Origin of the sequence: Pseudovibrio ascidiaceicola, assembly GCF_900114245.1 — a bacterium.
Lineage (GTDB): Bacteria > Pseudomonadota > Alphaproteobacteria > Rhizobiales > Stappiaceae > Pseudovibrio > Pseudovibrio ascidiaceicola.
In genome coordinates this window covers 42845-62424 of the sequence record NZ_FOSK01000018.1, presented here as the reverse complement: position 1 = coordinate 62424, position 19580 = coordinate 42845, and the positions used below count along the sequence as shown (strand labels likewise).

General features: G+C 52.3%; 19 protein-coding genes. 16 read left to right on the top strand and 3 right to left on the bottom strand.

Annotation, left to right across the window (positions count from 1 at the left end; genetic code table 11):
• The 6 genes from sctR (at nucleotide 1) to BM231_RS24570 (ending at nucleotide 5478) form a co-directional block, all read left to right on the top strand.
• Complete coding sequence (gene sctR, locus BM231_RS24595) at nucleotides 1-645, top strand: type III secretion system export apparatus subunit SctR (protein ID WP_093523776.1); 645 nt, start codon at nucleotides 1-3, stop codon at nucleotides 643-645.
• A gap of 24 nt (nucleotides 646-669) precedes the next feature.
• Entirely contained in the window at nucleotides 670-939 is a 270-nt protein-coding gene (sctS, locus tag BM231_RS24590) for a type III secretion system export apparatus subunit SctS (protein ID WP_008546860.1), read from the top strand.
• Between the two features lie 5 nt (nucleotides 940-944).
• The gene (sctT, locus tag BM231_RS24585; RefSeq protein ID WP_057463728.1) at nucleotides 945-1787 is read left to right on the top strand and encodes a type III secretion system export apparatus subunit SctT; all 843 of its coding nucleotides are present in this window, start codon (nucleotides 945-947) and stop codon (nucleotides 1785-1787) included.
• On the top strand, nucleotides 1784-2917 hold the full coding sequence (gene sctU / locus BM231_RS24580; protein WP_093523774.1) for a type III secretion system export apparatus subunit SctU: 1134 nt from the start codon (nucleotides 1784-1786) through the stop codon (nucleotides 2915-2917). The genes sctT and sctU overlap by 4 nt, the downstream gene beginning before the upstream one ends.
• A gap of 255 nt (nucleotides 2918-3172) precedes the next feature.
• Entirely contained in the window at nucleotides 3173-4090 is a 918-nt protein-coding gene (locus tag BM231_RS24575) for an alpha/beta hydrolase family protein (RefSeq protein WP_093523772.1), read from the top strand.
• 755 nt (nucleotides 4091-4845) lie between these two features.
• Nucleotides 4846-5478, top strand: a complete 633-nt coding sequence (locus BM231_RS24570; protein WP_093523770.1) for a hypothetical protein — start codon at nucleotides 4846-4848, stop codon at nucleotides 5476-5478.
• A gap of 106 nt (nucleotides 5479-5584) precedes the next feature.
• Here BM231_RS24570 and sctV read toward each other — a convergent pair whose 3' ends face one another.
• Together sctV and BM231_RS24560 are read right to left on the bottom strand one after the other, a co-directional pair.
• On the bottom strand, nucleotides 5585-7723 hold the full coding sequence (gene sctV / locus BM231_RS24565) for a type III secretion system export apparatus subunit SctV (protein WP_280142371.1): 2139 nt from the start codon (nucleotides 7721-7723) through the stop codon (nucleotides 5585-5587).
• A 149-nt stretch (nucleotides 7724-7872) separates the two neighbouring features.
• On the bottom strand, nucleotides 7873-8331 hold the full coding sequence (locus BM231_RS24560) for a type III secretion system chaperone (protein ID WP_093523768.1): 459 nt from the start codon (nucleotides 8329-8331) through the stop codon (nucleotides 7873-7875).
• A gap of 307 nt (nucleotides 8332-8638) precedes the next feature.
• On the opposite strand from BM231_RS24560, the gene BM231_RS24555 reads away from it, so the two are divergent.
• The 10 genes from BM231_RS24555 to BM231_RS24510 all read left to right on the top strand — a co-directional run bounded on the left by BM231_RS24555 (nucleotide 8639) and on the right by BM231_RS24510 (nucleotide 18188).
• Nucleotides 8639-9871: a branched-chain amino acid ABC transporter substrate-binding protein gene (locus BM231_RS24555; RefSeq protein ID WP_093523766.1), complete on the top strand. Its 1233-nt coding sequence runs from the start codon at nucleotides 8639-8641 to the stop codon at nucleotides 9869-9871.
• Between the two features lie 70 nt (nucleotides 9872-9941).
• Nucleotides 9942-10874 carry a branched-chain amino acid ABC transporter permease gene (locus BM231_RS24550; RefSeq protein ID WP_063311704.1) on the top strand — a complete coding sequence of 311 codons (933 nt, stop codon included), beginning with the start codon at nucleotides 9942-9944 and terminating at the stop codon, nucleotides 10872-10874.
• On the top strand, nucleotides 10871-12148 hold the full coding sequence (locus BM231_RS24545) for a branched-chain amino acid ABC transporter permease (protein ID WP_093523764.1): 1278 nt from the start codon (nucleotides 10871-10873) through the stop codon (nucleotides 12146-12148). Before BM231_RS24550 ends, BM231_RS24545 begins: the two co-directional genes overlap by 4 nt.
• Nucleotides 12145-12915: an ABC transporter ATP-binding protein gene (locus BM231_RS24540; protein ID WP_093523762.1), complete on the top strand. Its 771-nt coding sequence runs from the start codon at nucleotides 12145-12147 to the stop codon at nucleotides 12913-12915. Before BM231_RS24545 ends, BM231_RS24540 begins: the two co-directional genes overlap by 4 nt.
• Before the next feature lie 20 nt (nucleotides 12916-12935).
• Nucleotides 12936-13631 carry an ABC transporter ATP-binding protein gene (locus tag BM231_RS24535; RefSeq protein ID WP_093523832.1) on the top strand — a complete coding sequence of 232 codons (696 nt, stop codon included), beginning with the start codon at nucleotides 12936-12938 and terminating at the stop codon, nucleotides 13629-13631.
• A 104-nt stretch (nucleotides 13632-13735) separates the two neighbouring features.
• Complete coding sequence (locus tag BM231_RS24530; protein WP_093523760.1) at nucleotides 13736-14548, top strand: IclR family transcriptional regulator; 813 nt, start codon at nucleotides 13736-13738, stop codon at nucleotides 14546-14548.
• A 200-nt stretch (nucleotides 14549-14748) separates the two neighbouring features.
• Nucleotides 14749-15945 carry an acyl-CoA dehydrogenase family protein gene (locus tag BM231_RS24525; RefSeq protein ID WP_093523758.1) on the top strand — a complete coding sequence of 399 codons (1197 nt, stop codon included), beginning with the start codon at nucleotides 14749-14751 and terminating at the stop codon, nucleotides 15943-15945.
• 9 nt (nucleotides 15946-15954) lie between these two features.
• The gene (locus BM231_RS24520) at nucleotides 15955-17094 is read left to right on the top strand and encodes an acyl-CoA dehydrogenase family protein (protein ID WP_093523756.1); all 1140 of its coding nucleotides are present in this window, start codon (nucleotides 15955-15957) and stop codon (nucleotides 17092-17094) included.
• Nucleotides 17091-17873, top strand: coding sequence for an oxepin-CoA hydrolase, alternative type (locus BM231_RS24515; RefSeq protein ID WP_093523754.1), 783 nt, complete (start codon nucleotides 17091-17093; stop codon nucleotides 17871-17873). Before BM231_RS24520 ends, BM231_RS24515 begins: the two co-directional genes overlap by 4 nt.
• 54 nt (nucleotides 17874-17927) lie before the next feature.
• Entirely contained in the window at nucleotides 17928-18188 is a 261-nt protein-coding gene (locus tag BM231_RS24510; RefSeq protein ID WP_342029955.1) for a TfoX/Sxy family protein, read from the top strand.
• A gap of 60 nt (nucleotides 18189-18248) precedes the next feature.
• Here BM231_RS24510 and BM231_RS24505 read toward each other — a convergent pair whose 3' ends face one another.
• Entirely contained in the window at nucleotides 18249-19562 is a 1314-nt protein-coding gene (locus BM231_RS24505; RefSeq protein WP_093523750.1) for a TRAP transporter large permease, read from the bottom strand.
• Nucleotides 19563-19580: the final 18 nt, after the last annotated feature.

The following is a 19580-nucleotide window of genomic DNA, read 5'->3' as shown; positions in this document are numbered from 1 at the left end:
ATGACGTCTGATCCATTCTCGCTCATATTAGTGCTTGTGGTTGTGGCCCTTGTTCCGTTTCTGGCCATCGTCGCCACATCCTTCATCAAGCTTTCGGTGGTGCTGCTGCTGGTGCGTAACGCGCTCGGTGTGCAGCAGATTCCGCCCAATATGGCGTTGAATGCGCTGGCTATCATTTTGTCCGGCTACATCATGCTGCCAGTCTTTTTGCAGACATTTGAGATTGTAGAGCAGGGGAACTACTCGATCACCACGGTGGAGGAGATGAAGAGGACCTTTGTTGCCGCAAAGGGGCCGCTTGAGGATTTTCTGGCCAAGCACGCGGATAGCAGGGAAAAGGCCTTTTTCCTTGAGGCTTCCCGCCAGCTGTGGCCTGCGGATATCTCTGCAAGCATGACAGAGGACAGCATTGCGATCCTGCTGCCGGCCTATACGGTTTCCCAGTTGCGCGAAGCATTTGAGATCGGGTTCTTACTGTATTTGCCGTTCCTTGCGATTGACCTTGTTGTGTCCAACATCCTGCTCGCGATGGGTATGATGATGGTGTCACCGCTGACGATTTCCCTGCCGTTCAAGCTGTTCCTGTTTGTGGCGGTGGATGGATGGTCGCGTCTGATCCTCGGTCTCATCAAGACCTACGTTTAGCCGGAAATGTGAGAGGAGTAGCTTATGTCCCCTGAAGACGCCGTCTACCGCATTTCCGAGGCGATGATCCTTGTGATGATGCTGTCGTTGCCGCCAATCATTGTTGCCTCTCTTGTCGGCCTTGCTGTGTCGCTGTTGCAGGCTTTGACGCAGATGCAGGAGCAGACGATCCAGTTTGGTGTCAAGCTGATCGCCGTGGCCCTGACGCTGTTCATGATGTCCAGCTTCCTTGGCTCGGAGACTATTGGCTTTACGCAGGCCTTGTTTGATGATTTCCCGACTTTGGTCAGGTAGCGCCAATGAACCTGCTTGCGGAGATCACAACAGTCCATCGTGATGCATTTCTTGTTTTGTTGCTGACGTTTCCGCGCATTTTTGCGGTGTTTGCAACATCACAGATCTTCAATGCCACGTTGATGTCGCGCATGGCGCGTAATGTGGTTGTGATGGTGATTGCGATCCCGCTATATCCCTATAATCTGCAGTACGTGGACGGGTTTTCGCCAACCGGATCGATGTTTGTTGTCTACTTCTTCAAGGAGTATGCCATCGGGTTCCTGATTGGCTACACGATCTCTTGTCTGCTTTGGGCTGTCCAGTCCGCCGGTACATTGATTGACAACCAGCGCGGTGCTGCGGTTGCGTCCAGTATTGATCCTATGTTGGGGAATGAGAGCTCGCCGGTTGGGGATTTGTTCTCCCGTGCGTTCATTCTCTATCTCTTCCTGACGCCAGGATTCTTCTTCATTCTGACACTGGTTTATAACTCCTACATGATCTTTCCGGTGACAGAGTTTATCCCTGTTCTGCCGGAGGATTTCCCGGAGCTGATCCTTTCGATCTTCGACAATGCAATGCGCCTGATGTTTGTTATGGCGGCGCCATTGGTGATCCTGATGTTCCTTGCAGAATTTGCGCTGGCGATCATCAGCCGGTTTGATCCGCAGATTCAGGTGTTCATTCTAGCTATGCCGATCAAGAGTGGCGTGGCCGTCATCCTGCTGACGTTCTATCTATCATTCCTGCTGCCAGAAGCGGCGGAGCACCAGATTGAGCTGAAGCTGTTTACGGACGAGATCTTCGGGATCTTTGAAAAAGGCAAGGATATCTATCAGGATCAAAAGCTTGAGGTCCGCCCATGAGTGGGCAGAGTGCTGGCGAAAAAACCGAACTCCCCACCCCCAAACGAGAACGTGAATCTCGTGAAAAAGGGCAGGTGGCCAAGAGTACTGAGGTCACAACCACGATCTCGCTGTTTGCGGTGATCGCTTATCTTTGGTTTGCCTGGGACCGCAACTTCTCCAAGCTGGTCGGCCTGATGGATGACATGGCCAGTCTGGCGACACGGAGAGATTTTTCTTCCTCTGCCGGAGAGGGTGTGTTTGGTGTTTTCTCGACCTTTATGGACATTGTGTTGCCGCTGATTGGGGTTGCAATTGCGGCGGGCATTTTTGGCAACTTTGTACAGTTTGGCTTTCTGTGGGCCGTTGACAGCATCATGCCCAAGCTGAGCAAGATCAGTCCGGCTGAAGGGTTCAAGCGTATCTTTTCCATGAAGCAGGTGGTGCAGGTTCTCAAGTCCATCCTGAAGATCGCTCTGCTCAGCACCATGCTCTACTTCACTGTGAAGTACGCGATTGGCGCTTACATCAACTCGCTCTCCTGTGGGATTCCATGCATCGCTAACATCAGTGGTGCGATTATGAAGCTGATCCTTGGGATCTCATTTCTGGCCTTTGTTGGCGTGGCGATCCTTGATTTTATGTTCCAGAAGCACACCCACATCAAGAGCCTGAAGATGACGAAGGAAGAGGTGAAGCGGGAACATAAGGAGTCTGAGGGCAGTCCTGAAATCAAAGGGCAGCGTAAGCGGATTTCTCAGGAAATTCTTATGAGCGACAACCTTGAGAATACCCGTAAAGCCAGTGCTGTTGTGGTGAACCCGACGCACTACGCAGTGGCCATTTCCTATCGTCCGGATGAAGTTGCTGTGCCCTTGGTGGTGGCCAAAGGGCTTGACCTGACTGCACTTAAAATGCGTGCAGAGGCCGAGGGTGCGGGTGTACCGATCTTTGCCAATGTGAAGCTCGCCCGCATGCTGCATGCGGAAGTGGAGATTGAAGAGCTCATTCCGCAAGACATGTTTGCAGCTGTTGCCGAAATTCTTGTCTGGATCGATAAGAACAAAGATATCCTTTACAACGGCCCGCTTGAACGCGGTGTGATTGATCTGGAGCACGAGAAGAAGAGCGGCGATGAGCCGCTGAACTAGGTTCGTCACTTATGTTCGCTCACGCCTCTTTGCAGTCGCTAAAGCAGTTCGCATTTAAGCTGAAGCACCTGAACTGCTTTAGCCTTTGTTTTTGCCTACCTTTATCCGAAAATCGGTTCCCACTTTTCAGCGATGCGCAGTAGGTTTCTCAGCTTGTCTCCTCCTTAGTCCGATTAATGCGACTTGCAGCCGTATGGGAATCGTGCTTCATTTGTAATTGTATTGTAATGCAAATGTAATTCAAATGAGGGCAAGATGTTTTATAGACTCAATAAGCGGGACGTGGTCTCGGGTTTCATCACCAGTTTGTCAGTTTTGGTTTTCTTGTTTTTCGCGCAAGCCTCTTTGGCGCAATCGCCGCATCAAAAGAGTGGTCCCATCAGTGAGCCGCTTGGTAAACTGAATATGCAGATTTGGCAGGTTCCGGTTGAGTTGGAAGACGGCAGTAGGACGATCACTTTGGATGCGACCACCTTCAAGCCGGATGGAGAAGGGCCTTTTCCTCTGGCGGTCTTTACTCATGGGGCGGCTCGGAGTGCTCCTCGTGATGGCCCTTATGATTTCCGTCCTGACGCTGCAATCAGGTGGTTTCTTGCGCGAGGATATGCAGTTGCTGTTGTTATCCGTAGAGGATATGGGCGCTCGGAGGGGAAACGCTCTGTTGTTGAGGATGGGGATTCAGAAGGTTTCATAAAGGTCCTCGAAGAGCGCGTTCATGATATCAATAGTTCAGTGCGCTACTTTCAGGATCAACCGTTTGTGGTTGCCGACCATGTTTTGCTCGTAGGACTTTCTGCTGGTGGCAACAGTGTACTAGCCGCTTCTCGCAAGGCCCCTAAAGGTGTTCGAAGTGTCATCGCTTTCGCGCCGGGAACAGTGACAATCGATGGGCATAGTGCGCGTGATCTGGAACAGAGTGAGCAAGGTTTCAGAATGTATGGGTCTGGTACAACACTGCCTACGCTCTGGATTTATGCGGAGAACGAGGAGTTTTATAGCCCAATGTTAGCCAGATCATTTTTTGAGGCTTACACATCGGAAAGTGATGCAGAGCAAGAGCTGGCCATATTACCGCTTGAGGGTGAGAACGGTCATGATCTCTTCCTGAGGGATGAGGGCCCTAAAGTCTGGGGCCCGATTGTTGCGTCGTTTCTTGAGCGGTTGATGCCTTAGTTCGTCGCGTCTGCATCAAAAACTTATTCCCCTTGGTTCCGCCAGCCCTAAGATTATCCCGTGTCCACGTAAACGGGCAGCTGGCGGAGCGACCGTCAGTTCGGCGTGGGCTGGGCGGGGCTACCGGGAGACATAACGCATCCTCCGGCGGGTCCGTTGAAACACCCCTTGAAAGTCTTTAGTGCAGGGACCAAGCGGAAGCTGGTCACCCGATGGGCGTCTACACTGGCAGGCGTTTAGCTATCACTGACACTCACGTTTGCCTCTGGCTGGTGTGTTTGTTGCTGATGGTGCCTGCTCCCAATGCCTTTCGGAGGAGACCTTGTTTCATACAAAAACGCCCGGGCGAGGCGAGCAGCCAATGCCGAAGAAACTAATTTAACAAGTAGCGCAGGCACTGCCTGCTCGCCTTGCTCACCCCGTATCTTGGGATTCTAAATTTTACCACTGCATGGAAGGCCATGCGGTGCCATTGGTGTTTGCATGCAGGGGTGCTGAGACTTGGGTTGGATTAGTGCAAAAATGGATGCTCCACCTTCATGCGAATTTAAAGTGTGCCCGTGAGAATTGCTTGAGCAACTTTTCGGAGAATGAGCATGGGTGTTGAGCACGAAAAATGGGCAACTGATGTTTTGAAACACATTGGGGTCAACCCGGAAATCCCAGCTCAGGTTACTGATGAGGAGCAGGATGCGATTGGTGATTAGCCTGACGGTGATGACCAGCAAGAACTGAAAACCGGATCCCAGAAACAAGTGGAAACTAGCAGCCAGGTGCACGTTAAGGTTGAGGAAAAAGCTGAGGAACAAGGGACGGGTGACGTCCACGAGCAAGTTAAAGATGACGTGCAGGAGCCTGAGAAAATAGCTGCTCAAGAAAATGTGGAAGCAGAAGTTCAGGAGCCGTCTAAGCCTGAAGACATTCCTGCCGTTGATGGTGATGTCTCCAAACCAGATCTGATACTGCCGGAAGACGGAAGTCTGCAAGAAGCTTCGGATGTAATGGCCATAGCTGAGCGAGAAGTTGGATGCGGTGAAGGGGAAATCAAGTTCACCGGCTTCAGTTCTTGCATCGGTGTTACCGTGCGAGACGGCACCAAGGTAAAAGGCGTGCATCTTGCACTGATTAAACCAGACGGAAATCCATTCAACAAAGATGATGCAGCAAAAGTGCTTACGTCTTTAGGAACTTACTCAGAAGCAATGATTTTTGGCCAGATTGTATTTTGGAAAAATCCTGCAAATCAGGTTGCTGACGCCTTTCAGGTTCTGGAGGAGGGACTAAAAGCTGGAGCGACCAAAGAGGATGGTTATAAGGATTTTCAGTTTGATGACGGGGAGTACGGTGCTGAGATTAACGAGGATGATGATTTCTTCCCGACATTTTAAGAATAGGTGGAACCCGATGACCCGAAGTTGGGGCTTCTGATTATGGTTATTCGGGTTCCACCTTTACTGCCCGGGCAAAGGGCAGGCTTTACGCGGTATTCGGGGATCAGGCTGGTAGGGTGCCAACCTTGCCGCGTAAACTGATTTTCTCTAATGGTTGGATGTTGGCGTTTGGTGCCAGTTCCTGGAAGGACAGCACAGCCAGATCGGCATAGTCGCGCTCGATCACTTTTCTGAAAAAGCGGCGAATGTCCATTGGGACCAGAATGACTGGAGCTATGCCGTTGTGCGCCAGATTATCGCCAATCGCGCTGCGCATGACAGTGATGAGCTGACGGTGTGTATCCGGCGAAAGCGCGAGGTAAGATGCGCCACTGGTTTGCCTGATAGCACCGCGGACCTCATCCTCGATGTCCTTGTCGATGAGGTATGCCGGAATGATGTGCTGGCCTGCAGAGTATTTATGCGTGATATAGCGGCTCAATGCCATGCGGATATGTTCCGTCAACATGAGCGGATCTTTTTCCTTCTGGCCCCATTCGACGATGGCCTGCAGGATTGTGCGCATATCACGGATGGAGATGTCCTCTCGCACCAGACGCTTGAGAACATCGGCTAATGAGATGAGAGGGACGGCGCGGTTCACTTCGCGGACCAGCTCGTCAAAGTCGCCTTCCATGTGCTTGAGCAGGAACATGCATTCCTGAATGCCGAGGAATTCTGCGGCGTGCTGTTTAAGCACATGAGCCAGATGCAAGCTGAGCATGCCGGTGAGTGTCAGGGTCTGAATACCAGCGCGAGTTGCTTGCTCGAAGTGCCTGTTGTTCACCCAGAAAGACGGGGTGTTTGGCAGGAAGCTGTCGCCTTCCTCGTAAGGAATGTTGAACATAGCGAGGTTTGGCGGCGTCTCGCGGGCAATGAAATAGCCGGAGCGCGCTGCACCGCGGGCAACAGGAACTTCGTTGACGAGGATACGATATTCGCCTTCCGGCAAGCTCTCGTTGAGGCGTAGTTTGATGCCCGGGAAGGGAACGCCGAGGTCGAAATAGAGAGCTTTGCGCACTTTGGCGACTTCTCTGTCGAGCTTCTTTGGATTGAGCGTGGACCTGACAGACGATGAGATATCGACAATGAGCGGTACGGTGATTGTAATGGCCAGATCCTGAGCAGCTTCCACCTCGGTCGCCATGTCCTCATCTGGCATCATCATAGCTTCACCTTCAGGCGCTATGGCAGGCGCAAAGGCTGAGAGCTGCTGTGAATCCTTTCTTGCGGACTGAGACTTGGTCTTCCGCATGGCGAAGAAAGAGACAGAACCGAAGATTGCTGCAAGGAGCAGGAAGATGAAGGTTGGGAAGCCAGGAATAAGCGCGAAGCCGACCATGATTGTCGCTGCAATCATGAGCGCTCTAGGCTCACTGTTCAACTGTTTGGCAATGTCAGATCCAAGGTCGCTGGAATCTTCTGTGCTCACACGGGTGACCATGAAGCCAGCTGTGATGGAAATGAACAGCGCAGGGATCTGGGCAACCAGACCGTCACCGATAGTCAAAATGGTGTAACGATCCAGAGCATCAATTGCACTCATGCCATGCTGGGAGGTGCCGATGATGACGCCGCCAATAATGTTGACCGCGGTGATGATCAGGCCTGCGATTGCATCGCCCTTCACAAACTTCATGGCACCGTCCATGGAACCATAAAGCTGGCTTTCTTTCTCCAGCTTGGTACGGCGGCGCTTGGCTTCATCCAGTTCGATCTGGCCAGCGCGCATGTCGGAGTCGATCGACATCTGCTTGCCGGGCATTGCATCAAGGGAGAAGCGGGCGGAGACTTCTGCCACGCGTTCGGAGCCCTTGGTGATCACCAGGAAGTTCACGATGGTCAGGATCAGAAAGATAACGATACCGACGACCAGATTGCCCTGAACTACGAAGTTACCGAAAGTGTCGATGATTTCGCCAGCGTCGGCTTTGAGCAGGATCAGACGGGTCGTCGTGATGGACAGTGACAGGCGAAAGAGGGTCGTCAGAAGCAAGATAGAAGGAAAGGCCGAGAGGGCCACAACATCTTTCAGGTAGAGTGCAGCCATCAGCAGGATTGCCGCAAGGCTCAGGTTGATTGCAATGAGCGTATCCACGAGAACCGTCGGCAACGGAAGGATCATCATGAATACGATTGCGATCAAAAGAAATGCCAGGAGAACATCATTTCTCCCTGACAACATTTGAAAGATTTTTTGCACGTCCTGCTCCTGATTTCAGCCTGCTCTTGCTTTCAGGCCAATTCACCTTTCGCTTCTAACAATTGGAAAAAGCCACAGGTGTGCCGCAGCAAACACTTGAGTAAAAATTTAAAGGAAGATTTGGAGTTATCCTTGCTTGGAAACGCTTATCAGGCGGGTAAAATGATTTCGCCGGCGTTTTCTGTCAGGGAGATCTGTGGTCTGGGAGTGGTCTCAATCATGAGATTGAGTTTACTGGCTTCGCTCAGGAAGCCTTTGAGCGTGGTGTAGAGTTTGTTTTTATCCAGATTGTTGGTGTACTCGGTCTTGATCAATGCGAGGTCACCATCTTTCTCAACAAGGCCAACACGGTAGTTGTTTTCCGCCTGTTGTTCCCCTGAGTAGCGTAGGGCACTAAGATAAGTATCCCTTCGAGCTTCAGGCGCAGGGCTTGCTAAAATGGTAGAGATATGAAGGATGTTATTATCTTCGTCGCTTTCCAGGATGATCAGGAAATCTTCCAGTAGAACAGTCCAGGTTTTGGCTTCTGCGTACTCTGATATCTCCAAGGCTTCCAGAAGCGGTCCGACTTCAACCATCAAGTCGTGAATGATTTTGAAGTTGCCCATTCAGCTGTCCCTAACTCTACTGATTTAACTGGGATATTCTGTAGGGGCGGTATCAAGGGCGTGTTGTGCTGTTTGATACAAAGTACAATCAACTGAAGAATAAATTTGCAGACTGCATGCAATGTTTGTTGGGGGCAGCTTTTGGTGAAGTTTTGAAACAGATGACTCGGTGCTGTATTCGTCTGCGAAATTGCTTAAGTCACTATGCGGAATTGGGTTTTACTTATTGCTTGACAATATAGTCTGATGAATATCTCATTACCTTAATAAAATAATAATGAAAAATCATTTTGGGGGAGGGGTTGTTTTGTCTAAAGGTATTTTTGGGAAGTCTAGTCTAGCCGCACTTCTGCTTTCTGGCAGTGTTCTCTCTGCGGAAGCTGAGGTAATCAAGGTCGGATATATTGATCCGCTATCAGGTCCGTTCGGGAGTACGGGCGATGCTGGAGTGAAACACTTCCGGTATGCTGCTGATGAAATTAATGCGGCTGGTGGCATGGGCGGCATGCAGGTGGAAGTGATTGCGTTTGATAATAAAATCAATCCGAAAGAGAGCCTCGTACAGCTGCAGAAGGCGATTGATCAGGGTGTTCGCTTTATCGCACAGGGGAACGGGTCGAGCGTTGCAAATGCTTTGACCGATGCGATAGCCAAGCACAACAAGCGTAATCCGGGAGAAGAGGTTCTTTTCCTTAACTATGCGGCGGTTGATCCGGCGCTGACCAACAAGAAGTGCAACTACTGGCATTTCCGGTTTGATGCGCATGTAGACATGAAAATGGCAGGTCTGACTGACTGGTTGCGGGATCAGAAAGACATCAAAACGGCCTATATTCTGGCACAGGATTACTCCTATGGTCGGGCGTTTACGGCTGCTGCAAAGTCCATGATTGAGGAGAAGCGTCCAGATATCAAGATTGTTGGTGCGGAGCTTCATCCTATTGGCAGGGTTAAAGATTTTACGCCATACGTGCAGAAAATGATGAGTGCGAATGCGGATGTTGTGTTCACCGGAAACTGGGGAACAGACATGACGCTGCTTGTGAAAGCGGCGAATGCCTCCGGTCATACGGTGCCGTATCTGACGTTCTATGGCGGCGGTCTGGGGGCTCCGACTGCGATGGGGCAGAGTGCTGTTGGACTGGTGAAACAGATCACTGAGTTCCATGAGAATATTGAGGCCTCTGAAAAGCAGATGGCTCGGGTGGATGATTTTGAGAAAACCAATAATCTCGATTACTATTACGAGCGGGTTTTTACCTTGATGAACATGCTTGATAAGGCTGTTGATGCGGTCGGTTCCGTGGATGTGCCCAAGGTTGCGGCTGAGCTGGAAGGCATGACTTATGAGACGCCCTATGGGGAGGTTACCATGCGGGCGGATGATCATCAGCTGATGCAACCGCTTTATATCTCAACGTTTTCTGAGGGCGTGGTCCGTGATGTGGAGAATACCGGCTTCGGGTTTAAAACAGATATCACCATTCCGGCAGCGGCGACTGAAACTCCGACAACGTGCAGGATGCGTCGTCCTTCCTAACAATCTTACTTGAACAATGGCATGCTCGGGCAATCGGGCCTGAGCATGCTCTTTTCTTTTGAGGGATGTTATGGAGACGGTTGTTTTTGCTCTGCTCAACGGGCTGATCTACGGTCTGTTGCTCTTTATGCTGTCCAGCGGATTGACGTTGATTTTCAGTATGATGGGCGTTCTCAATATGGCCCATGCCAGCTTTTATATGTTGGGTGCCTATTTTGCTTTTACGCTTGGCCAGCATACCGGCTTTTGGTTTGCGTTATTTCTGGCGCCGATTTGCGTTGGAGCGGCTGGTGCCTGCGTTGAAAAGTGGGGCCTGCGCAAAGTGCATGCCAGGGGGCATGTGGCAGAGCTGCTGTTCACGTTTGGGCTGGCTTATGTGATTGAGGAGCTGGTGAAGATTGTCTGGGGCAAGTTTGCGGTTGCCTATGAGATTCCGCCGGAGCTCAATTATTCACTCTTTGAACTGTTCGGTTCTCAATATCCGGCTTACCGGATTTTCATGTTGGCTGTGTCCATCGCCATGCTGGCGGGACTTTGGTACCTGCTCAAGAGAACACGGATCGGGTTGATCATTCAGGCATCGCTGACACATCCACATATGGTGTCTCATCTAGGGCATAACGTTCCGCGGATCTTCATGCTGGTGTTTGCTGCCGGGTGTGCGTTGGCAGGTCTGGCCGGGGTGATTGGCGGCAACTATCTGGTGACTGAGCCGTCCATGGCATTTTCCATTGGGCCTATTGTCTTCGTGGTCGTTGTTGTCGGCGGCATGGGCAGTCTGGAAGGGGCGTTTATTGCCAGTTTGCTGATTGGCTTTCTTCAGACCTTTGCCATTTCAATTGATAGCAGTTTTGCCGAGATCTTTTCGTTTGCCGGATTGAGCGCTGATGGTGATATCGGACGTATTACGATTGCGTCTTTGGCTCCCATGTTGCCGTTCCTTCTTCTGGTGCTGATGTTGATGCTGCGTCCGCGTGGCCTGATGGGGGAGCGTGAGTTTTGACCGACTACAGTCTTGACCGGGTGCCTGATCTGGCACCGAGTGTACGCTACAAGTTTGCAACACGGGTTCTGCCGCTTTTGCTGCTTGCCTTGATCCTCTTGAGTATTCCACTGTTTGAGCCATCCAGAACATGGCTGTCGCTGTTCAATGCTATCGGCATCAATATGGTTTTTGCTCTGTCCTACAACATGTTGCTAGGGCAGGCGGGCATGCTTTCCTTTGGTCATGCTGTCTATTTTGGCCTTGGTGGGTATGCTGCCATGCATGGGATGAATGCGATTGAGAATGCCAGCTATGACGGGGGGCTCTGGGCAGCCTTTCCTATGTTTGCTCTACCACTGGTGGGCTTTGCGGGCGGAGCCTTGGCAGGTGCTGTGATTGGTTGGCCGTCCTGCCGGAGGGCGGGTGTGCCGTTTGCCATGATTTCGCTTGGCATTGCCGAACTTGTTGCTGCTGCCGGTTTCATGTTCATCAGCGTCTTCGGTGGTGAGGAAGGCATCACTGGCGATCGCATGAATGGTGTTGAGCTGTTCGGGTTGTCTCTTGGGCCTTTGGGCGAAGTGTACTGGTTTATCGCGTTCTGGACCTTTCTTGGAGTTGCGCTGATGTATGCGTTCACCCGCACGCCACTTGGCAAGTTGGCGCAAGCGGTGCGGGATAATCCAGAGCGGGTTCAGTTTGTGGGCTACAACCCAAACCGTGTGCGCTATCTGGTGTTTATTGCTGCTGGTGGTTTCGCCGGATTGGCGGGCGGAATGTCTGCGGTGAACTATGAGATCTTTACGCCAGAAAGCCTGAGCGTGATCCCGTCGGGCCTGGTGTTGTTAATGGCGTTCATTGGTGGTGCTCGCTACTTTGCAGGCCCTATTCTTGGGGCTGTGGTGTTGACTTACATGCAGTCCAACCTCTCAGATTATTCGGAAGCATGGCTGCTTTATCTGGGTCTTTTGTTTATCGGGATGATCTTGTTTGCGCCGGGCGGGCTTGCTGGTTTGCTTTTGAGCGGGACGACTGCCTTAAGGCAATCACTGAGTGGCAAGGGGCTTGTACGGGCTGGGGCGTTTGCTATTTCGGCCCTGCTGTCTGCAACTGGCGTCATTGTGCTGGTTGAGTTGGCTGTGAGGCATTCCAATGGGTTTGGAGAGGCTTTTGAACCGTTTAGTTTCCATCTTGCTCCTGACCAGATGATGCCATGGGCAGTTGGTTTGGTGCTTGCTGGTGTTGGCATTGGTTCGCTCAAAGTGCTTTCCAGGCAGGGAGGAATGGGCTCATGAGTGCTCCTGCTTTACAGTTGACGGACCTGCGCAAAAACTTTGGTCCGGCGAAGATCATTGAAGGGGTTTCGCTGGACATTGCCCGAGGGGAGCGGCATGCGATTATCGGTCCCAATGGAGCTGGCAAGTCCACGCTGTTCAATCTTATCTCCGGTCTGTTTCCGCCAAGTTCGGGAACAATAAGTTTGGCTGGGCGGCAGATCTCTGGTCTGAAACCTCACCAGATTAACCGGCTTGGATTGTCGCGTAGTTTTCAAGTCTCCAACATCTTCGCCAATATGTCGGTGCGCGAGAATGTGCGCTGCGGAGTGTTATGGTCGCTTGGGTATGGGCACAGTTTCTGGCGGAATATTGGTAACCTGAAGGAGGTGCAGCGCAAGACTGCTGAGGTGTTGGAGAAGGTGGGGCTGACGGATAAAGCCGATGTGCCTGCTGTGCTGCTGACCTATGCGGATCAACGCACGCTGGAGATTGCTATCACCATTGCAGGTGGGGCAGATGTGATTTTGCTGGATGAGCCGACGGCTGGCATGAGTCACTCAGAAACTGACAGGGCGATTAAACTCATCGAGATGGCAACGGAAGGTAAGACGCTCTTGATCGTGGAGCATGACATGGGGGTTGTGTTTGGGCTTTCTGACCGAATTTCAGTGCTTGTTTATGGTGAGATCATCGCAACAGGGACGCCAGAGGAAATTCGCGGCAATGCACGGGTGCGAGAGGCTTATCTTGGGGATGAGACAGAATTTGCGGAGATGAGCGCATGAGTGGAACTGCTGGAGGTGAAATGCTGAAGGTCCGAGATCTGCATGCGTTTTATGGTAAGAGCCATGTGCTGCGCGGTGTGAACATGGATGTGCCCAAGGGCAGTGTGACGGCGCTGTTAGGGCGCAACGGTGTCGGGCGGTCCACCACGGCCAAGGCGATTATGGGTGAGGTGGCACCCAAAGGAGATATCTGGTTCAAGGGTGAGGCTATCTCTGGTCTGCCGAGCCATAGCATTGCGTGTAAGGGGCTTGGGTATGTGCCGGAGAACCGGGATGTCTTCCCCCTGATGAGTGTGCGGGATAATCTTCTTCTTGGTATCAAGGACATGCGGAAGCCGGGTAGGTGGAGCATTGAGCAGATGCTGGACATGTTCCCCAATCTTAAATCTCGCGCTGATACGGCAGCTGGTGTGCTTTCTGGCGGGGAAAAGCAGATGCTCACCATCTGCCGGACGCTGATGGGAGATCCTGACCTGATTATTATTGACGAACCGACTGAAGGGCTTGCACCTAAAATTGTGACACAGGTTGGTGAACTGATTGCAGAAATCGCGCGAGCTGGTGTTTCTATTTTGCTCGTTGAGCAGAAGCTTTCCATTGCCCTGAAGATCGCCCGGCAGGTTTATGTGATGGGGCATGGGGAGATTGTTTATCATGGGACACCGGAGGAGTTCCGTGAGCGCGATGACATCCGAAGGGAATGGCTGGAGGTCTGAGCGGCATTTGTCTTGGAGAATTGCTGCTGGATGCCGTGCTGGTGTTCTTTGAGGTGAATGATGTGTGTTAGGCAAGGGATGTAAATGATTGGGGTGGGGTTTTAGTGTTGAGCGGACATGAAGAAAAAGACCGGCGGTTTGCGACAACGCTGGCGCGAGGGCTGCAGGTTTTACGGGCATTCCGGGCTTCTGATGATGGGCTGGGCAACCAGGAAATCTCTCAGCGTACCGGCATTCCCAAGTCCACGGTTTCCCGCTTAACTTTCACCCTTCAGCAGCTGGGCTATCTCAGCCATGCGCGTCGTCATGACCGGTATCGCTTTGGTCCCGCTGCTCTGGCGCTGGGTAATATTGCCAGTGCTTCTGTATCTTTCATTGAAGCGGCAAACCCGATGATGCAGCAGCTTGCTGATGAGACAGGTACATTGGCTTTGCTGGCAGTGCTTGATGAAAACAAGATGTTGCTGACTAAGACGTGGCGCCCGCAAGGCGCACCTGCCATCTGGTTGGAAGTGGGACATCGCATTCCGATCACTGGCTCGTCCTCTGGTCATGCTTATCTGGCAAGCGTAACAGACCACGAGTTTGCTCAGGTTTGTGAGCGTGTGCAGGGGCGGGACGACAGCATCGGTGCGGAGACTTTGCAGACTGCGAGAAATGCGGGTTACTCGCAGTTGTTGGCACAAGGTTTTGTCATTGTTGATGAAGACAAGCGTTATGCGGAAAACATCAATGCTGTTTCGACGGGGTTTCGCTCTCATGATTTTGGTGAGCCGGTTGCAATCGGCTGTGGGGCGACGCCGGACATGCTGAGCTATGAGCGTATGCAGAATGAGGTTGGGCCTAAACTGCGGGACCGAGTGAAAGAGCTGGAACGCGCACTGGGCTTGCCCTCGGTTCTGATCAACCGCGGCTAACGTATTTCAGGAACTTGCAGCACGAGGAAATGGCTCAGGTCGAAGTAGTTGCTTACTGTTAATTCTGCATGGTGGAATTATAAATTACATATTGAAATAATCTGGGTGCGCGATACTCTGATCTCATGATGGAGATGAGGTGGGGCATGCGTTCCACGTCCTCCCGACAGTTATGTCCAATGAAGCAGGGAGGGCGGCATATGGACTTGAACTATTCAGCTGATGAGTTGGCGTTTCGCGATGAGGTGCGATCGTTTTTGAAAGAGAACCTTTCGCAGACGCTCTCAGAAAAAGTCAGATTGGGAAAGCGGCTTTCCAAGGCGGATCATGAAGAGTGGCATGCCACGCTGAACAGGCAAGGGTGGCTGGCGATCAACTGGCCGGAAGAGTATGGCGGAACTGGCTGGAATGCAGTTTATCGGCATATCTTTGAGGAAGAGCTTTGCCTTGCCCATGCGCCGCGTACGATCCCTTTCGGGCTTTCCATGCTGGCACCCGTTCTTTTGAAGTTTGGAAGCAAGGTGCAAAAGGATCGCTTTTTGCCACGTATTCTGGATGGCACGGACTGGTGGTGTCAGGGGTATTCCGAGCCGCAGGCGGGGTCCGATCTTGCTTCCCTGAAAACTCGTGCTGTGCGTGATGGTGAGCACTATGTTGTCAACGGTCAGAAAACCTGGACTACACTGGGACAGCATGCGGATTGGATCTTCTGCCTTGTGCGTACGGATCCGGAAGTCAAGGCGCAGGAAGGCATTTCGTTTCTGTTGATTGATATGAAGACACCGGGTGTCACAGTTCGGCCCATTACGTTGATTGATGGTGGGCAGGAAGTGAATGAGGTGTTTTTTGAGGATGTGCGGGTGTCGGTCACCAACCTTGTTGGGGAAGAGAACAAGGGCTGGACCTACGCCAAGTATCTGTTGACCCATGAGCGTACCAACATTGCAGGTGTGGGCTTTTCAACGGCAGCTCTTGTTCATTTGAAGGATGTTTGTGCCAAGCAGATGTCTGGCGGCAAACCTTTGCTGGACAATCCTTATTTTGCTGCAAGGGTTGCACAAATCGAGATTGATCTGATGGCTATGGCAACAACGAACCTGCGCATGATTGCCAAAGCGGCTGCGGGGCAGGCTCCGGGAGCGGAGAGTTCCATGCTGAAGATTAAGGGAACGGAGATCCGGCAGGCGATCAATGATCTGACACGCCGTGCGGTTGGGCGCTATGCCATGCCGTTTGTGTCTGAGGCGTTGGACAGCGGTGCGAATGCTCAGGGTGTTGGACCGGATTATGCTGCAGCTGCGAGCCCGAGCTACTTCAACAACCGCAAACTTTCCATCTTTGGCGGGTCTAACGAGATCCAGCGTAACATCATCAGCAAAGCCATCCTCGGCCTTTAGGAGCGTTCCATGGATTTCAATCATAGTGAAGAACGGCGGATGCTTCAGGACACGCTGCATCGCTACCTGTCAGATAACTACGATGCAAAACAATGGGCTACCTCTGTTGGGCATGTACAGGGTTGTTCGGATAAAATCTGGAGTGATTTTGCCGAGCTGGGCGTGATCGGGGCGCTGTTTGCGGAAGAGCACGGGGGCTTTGGAGGCGGTGGCTTTGATATTGCCGTTGTTTTTGAGGAGCTGGGGCGGTTTGTCTGTGTGGAGCCTTTGATGGCCTCTGGCGTTATGGCCGGGCGATTGCTGAGCGAGCTTGGGTCTGAGGAGCAGAAGGTGCTGATCGGGGATGTGATTGGAGGGCAGCTCAAGATCGTTCCCGCCTTGGAAGAGCCTCAGTCGCGCTATGACCTGGACGCGGTGGAGACAACTGCGGAACGGGTTGAAGGTGGCTATCGGCTCAATGGGACAAAGTCTGTTGTGATTGGCGGACCAAGTGCGGACAAGCTGATTGTGAGTGCTCGTGGTGCTGAAGGGCTACAACTGTTTCTGGTTGATGCCGGTGCTTCGGGCGTGGAGCGGTATTCTTACCCTAATCTGGATGGCTATCACGCCAGCGATATTGCATTGGTGAATGCGGTGGTTCCAGCCTCTGCTTGTCTTGGAACTTCGAAGGCCGTTCTCCCTGCTTTGGACGCAGCTCGGGCAGCAGGTGTGGTTGCACTGTGCGCCGAGGCTGTTGGAGCGATGGAAGCTGCGAAGGATTTGACAGCTGAGTATTTGCGCGTGCGGACGCAGTTTGGTCGGGCGCTGGGCAAGTTTCAGGCACTTCAGCATCGGATGTCTACTGTCTTGATTGAGATTGAGCAGGCCCGCTCTGCGCTTATTAATGTGGCGGGGCATCTGTCTGCAGAACCTTCCCTGAGAGACAAGCATGTGAGTGCTGCTAAAAACCTGATTGGACGTGTGGCGCAGCTGGTGTGCGAAGAAACCATTCAGTTGCATGGCGGTATTGGTATGACTGAGGAATATGCTCTGGGACATTATGCCAAGCGTTTGATGATGATGGATCACCAGCTTGGCGATGTAGACTACCATCTGGAACGTTTTGTTGGAGCTATGCAGAGGGAAGCTGCGCGAGAGGCAATGTCATGAAGCGTGCTTCACTTGTCAGCGTTGAGCGCAAGGCGGATCGTCTTATCGTCACCAATTGCAACTCCTCACGCCGTAATGCTCTTTCGCCGGAGTACTATGATGGGCTGTCACAGGCTCTGGATCTGGCCAATCAAGAGGCAGAGATACGCTCTGTCATTTTGATGGGAGAAGGTGGGTACTTCTGTGCTGGCGGTGATTTGAACACACTGGTCAAACGCCGTGAGATGACGATGTCTGAGCGGAAAGATAATATTGAAAAGCTCCATAATCTAGTGAGACAGGTGAAGGGTTGTTCGAAGCCGGTGATTGCGGCAGTTGATGGAGGAGCAGCGGGGGCTGGGGTGTCTTTGGCTCTTGCTTGTGACTTCCTGGTGGTGGGGCGGCAGGCTCAGTTTACGCTGGCTTATGTGAAGGTTGGACTGACGCCGGATGGTGGGGCTACCGCTTCATTGTCCAGGCTTATTCCCCGTCAACTGGTCTCTGAAATGTGTTTGCTGGGACAGCCTGTTTCTGCTGAACGGCTGCATCAATTGGGTGTAGTGAACGTGATCAGTGACAGGCCAACTCTGGCTGAGGCTCATTTGCTGGCGGACCGCATTGCACAAGGTCCGGCGGGTGCGCAAGGGGCGATCAAGCGACTGGTGGAAGCCTCAGCTGATTACAGCTTTGACACTCAGATGGATCTGGAACGGGATAGCATGGCAGAGGCTTTAGGCAGCGACGAAGCGCAGGAGGGGATTAATGCGTTCTTGGAACGCCGGTCTCCAAATTATGCGTAGGGCGTGGTGTCTTGATCAGGTGAAACCTCAGCAAAACAGCTGGGGTGATGCGTTTTGAACAAGCCGGTCAGTCACTTGAGAAACCTGGGCCCAAAGACTGAGTATATGCTGTCTGAAGTTGATGTTTGCAGTGAAGATGATCTGCGTGAGCTTGGATCTGTGCAAGCTTATCAGCGTTTGAAGTTTCGGTTTGGTCGTGGCGTGTCCATCCTCGCGCTTTATGCCATGGAGGCCTGCCTTCGAGATTGCGACTGGCGAGATCTTTCAACTGAAGACAAGAAAGAACTGAAAGCAAAGGCAGAGTTGGCAAGCTGAGCGGTTGGAGAAAAATGCCTTGAAGCAGATGTTCCGCTTCAAGGCAAAGTAAGCCCATTCTTATCTCATGATTTGAGGTAACCACGTTGCCAGCTCAGGGAAGATGGCAAGAATGACAATCAGGGCAAGTGTGCAGAGGATGTAAGGCAAAGCGGCCCATGCCACGTTGCCGATGGTTGTTCCTTTGGGGCTGACGCCCACCATCACAAACAGCAGCAGGCCGAATGGCGGCGTTGCGAGGCTCAGTTCCAACGCAAGCAGCATGACAACGCCAAACCAGACCTGATCAAACCCGTAGAGACTGACCAGTGGCATGAAAACTGGCAATGTGAGCATCATGATGGAGAGCTGGTCCATGAACATGCCGAGGAACACCAGTGTCAGGAACAAAATGGCCAGCATAGTGTAGGCGTTCAAGTCAAAGCCGGAAGACCACATGATCAGACCGGAAGACGCACCGGAAAACGCGAGTATCTGCGAGAAGGTGGTGGAGCCGATGATGATGGTCAACATGAGCGTTGAAACGATCAGAGCCCCTCTGAGTGACTTTGTGATCGCTTCAATGGTGAGTTTTCGGTAGAGCGCTGCAAGGAAAGCCACGGCAAGGACGCCGAAGGCAGCTGACTCAGATGGAGTTGCCCAACCAAGCAGGATCAGGCCAACAACGGCAAAAATGACCAACCCCATAGGGAGAACGTCAAACGTCACGGCTTTGATCATCTCCGGCACAGATGCTCTGACATCTGGATGACCGGGTGCTGAGGCAGGATCCAATGTGATCTGGGTGCGGATGACGAGAATGAACATCAGGGCCAGCAAAAGACCGGGGATCATGCCCGCGATGAGGAGTGCACCTACATCAATGCGTCCGATTGAGCCCAGCAAGACAGCAAGAGACGAGGGCGGAATGATCATGGCAAGACCGCCAGTGGCCACAATCGGCCCCATGATCATGTGTGGCTTGTATCCTCGTTTGACCATGTCCGGCATCAAGGTTGAGCCAAGCATGGCGGTGTTGGCCATGGAGGAGCCGGAGAGTGTGGCGAAGACTGTTCCGCCGACCACTGTCATGTAGGAGAGACGGCCTTTGATGCCGCCGAAACATTTGTCGAGCGCATCGAACACGCGCATGGCAAGGCCGGTGTGAAACAGGAGTTCGCCCATGACCAGAAACAGCGGTACGGGCACTAGTGAGAAGTTGGTGATGGATGTGGTGGAGTTGGCGATGAGCTGATCAATGCCATTCAACCCGCCCATAAAGTAGAGCGTGCCCAGTAAATTGATCGTCAAAAAAGCGACAGCAACGGGCATGCCGATGGCCATCAGTGCCAGAATGGTAGTGAACATTGCGACCAGAGAAAGGTGCCAGTCCATGGGTTTGGTCCTTTTCTG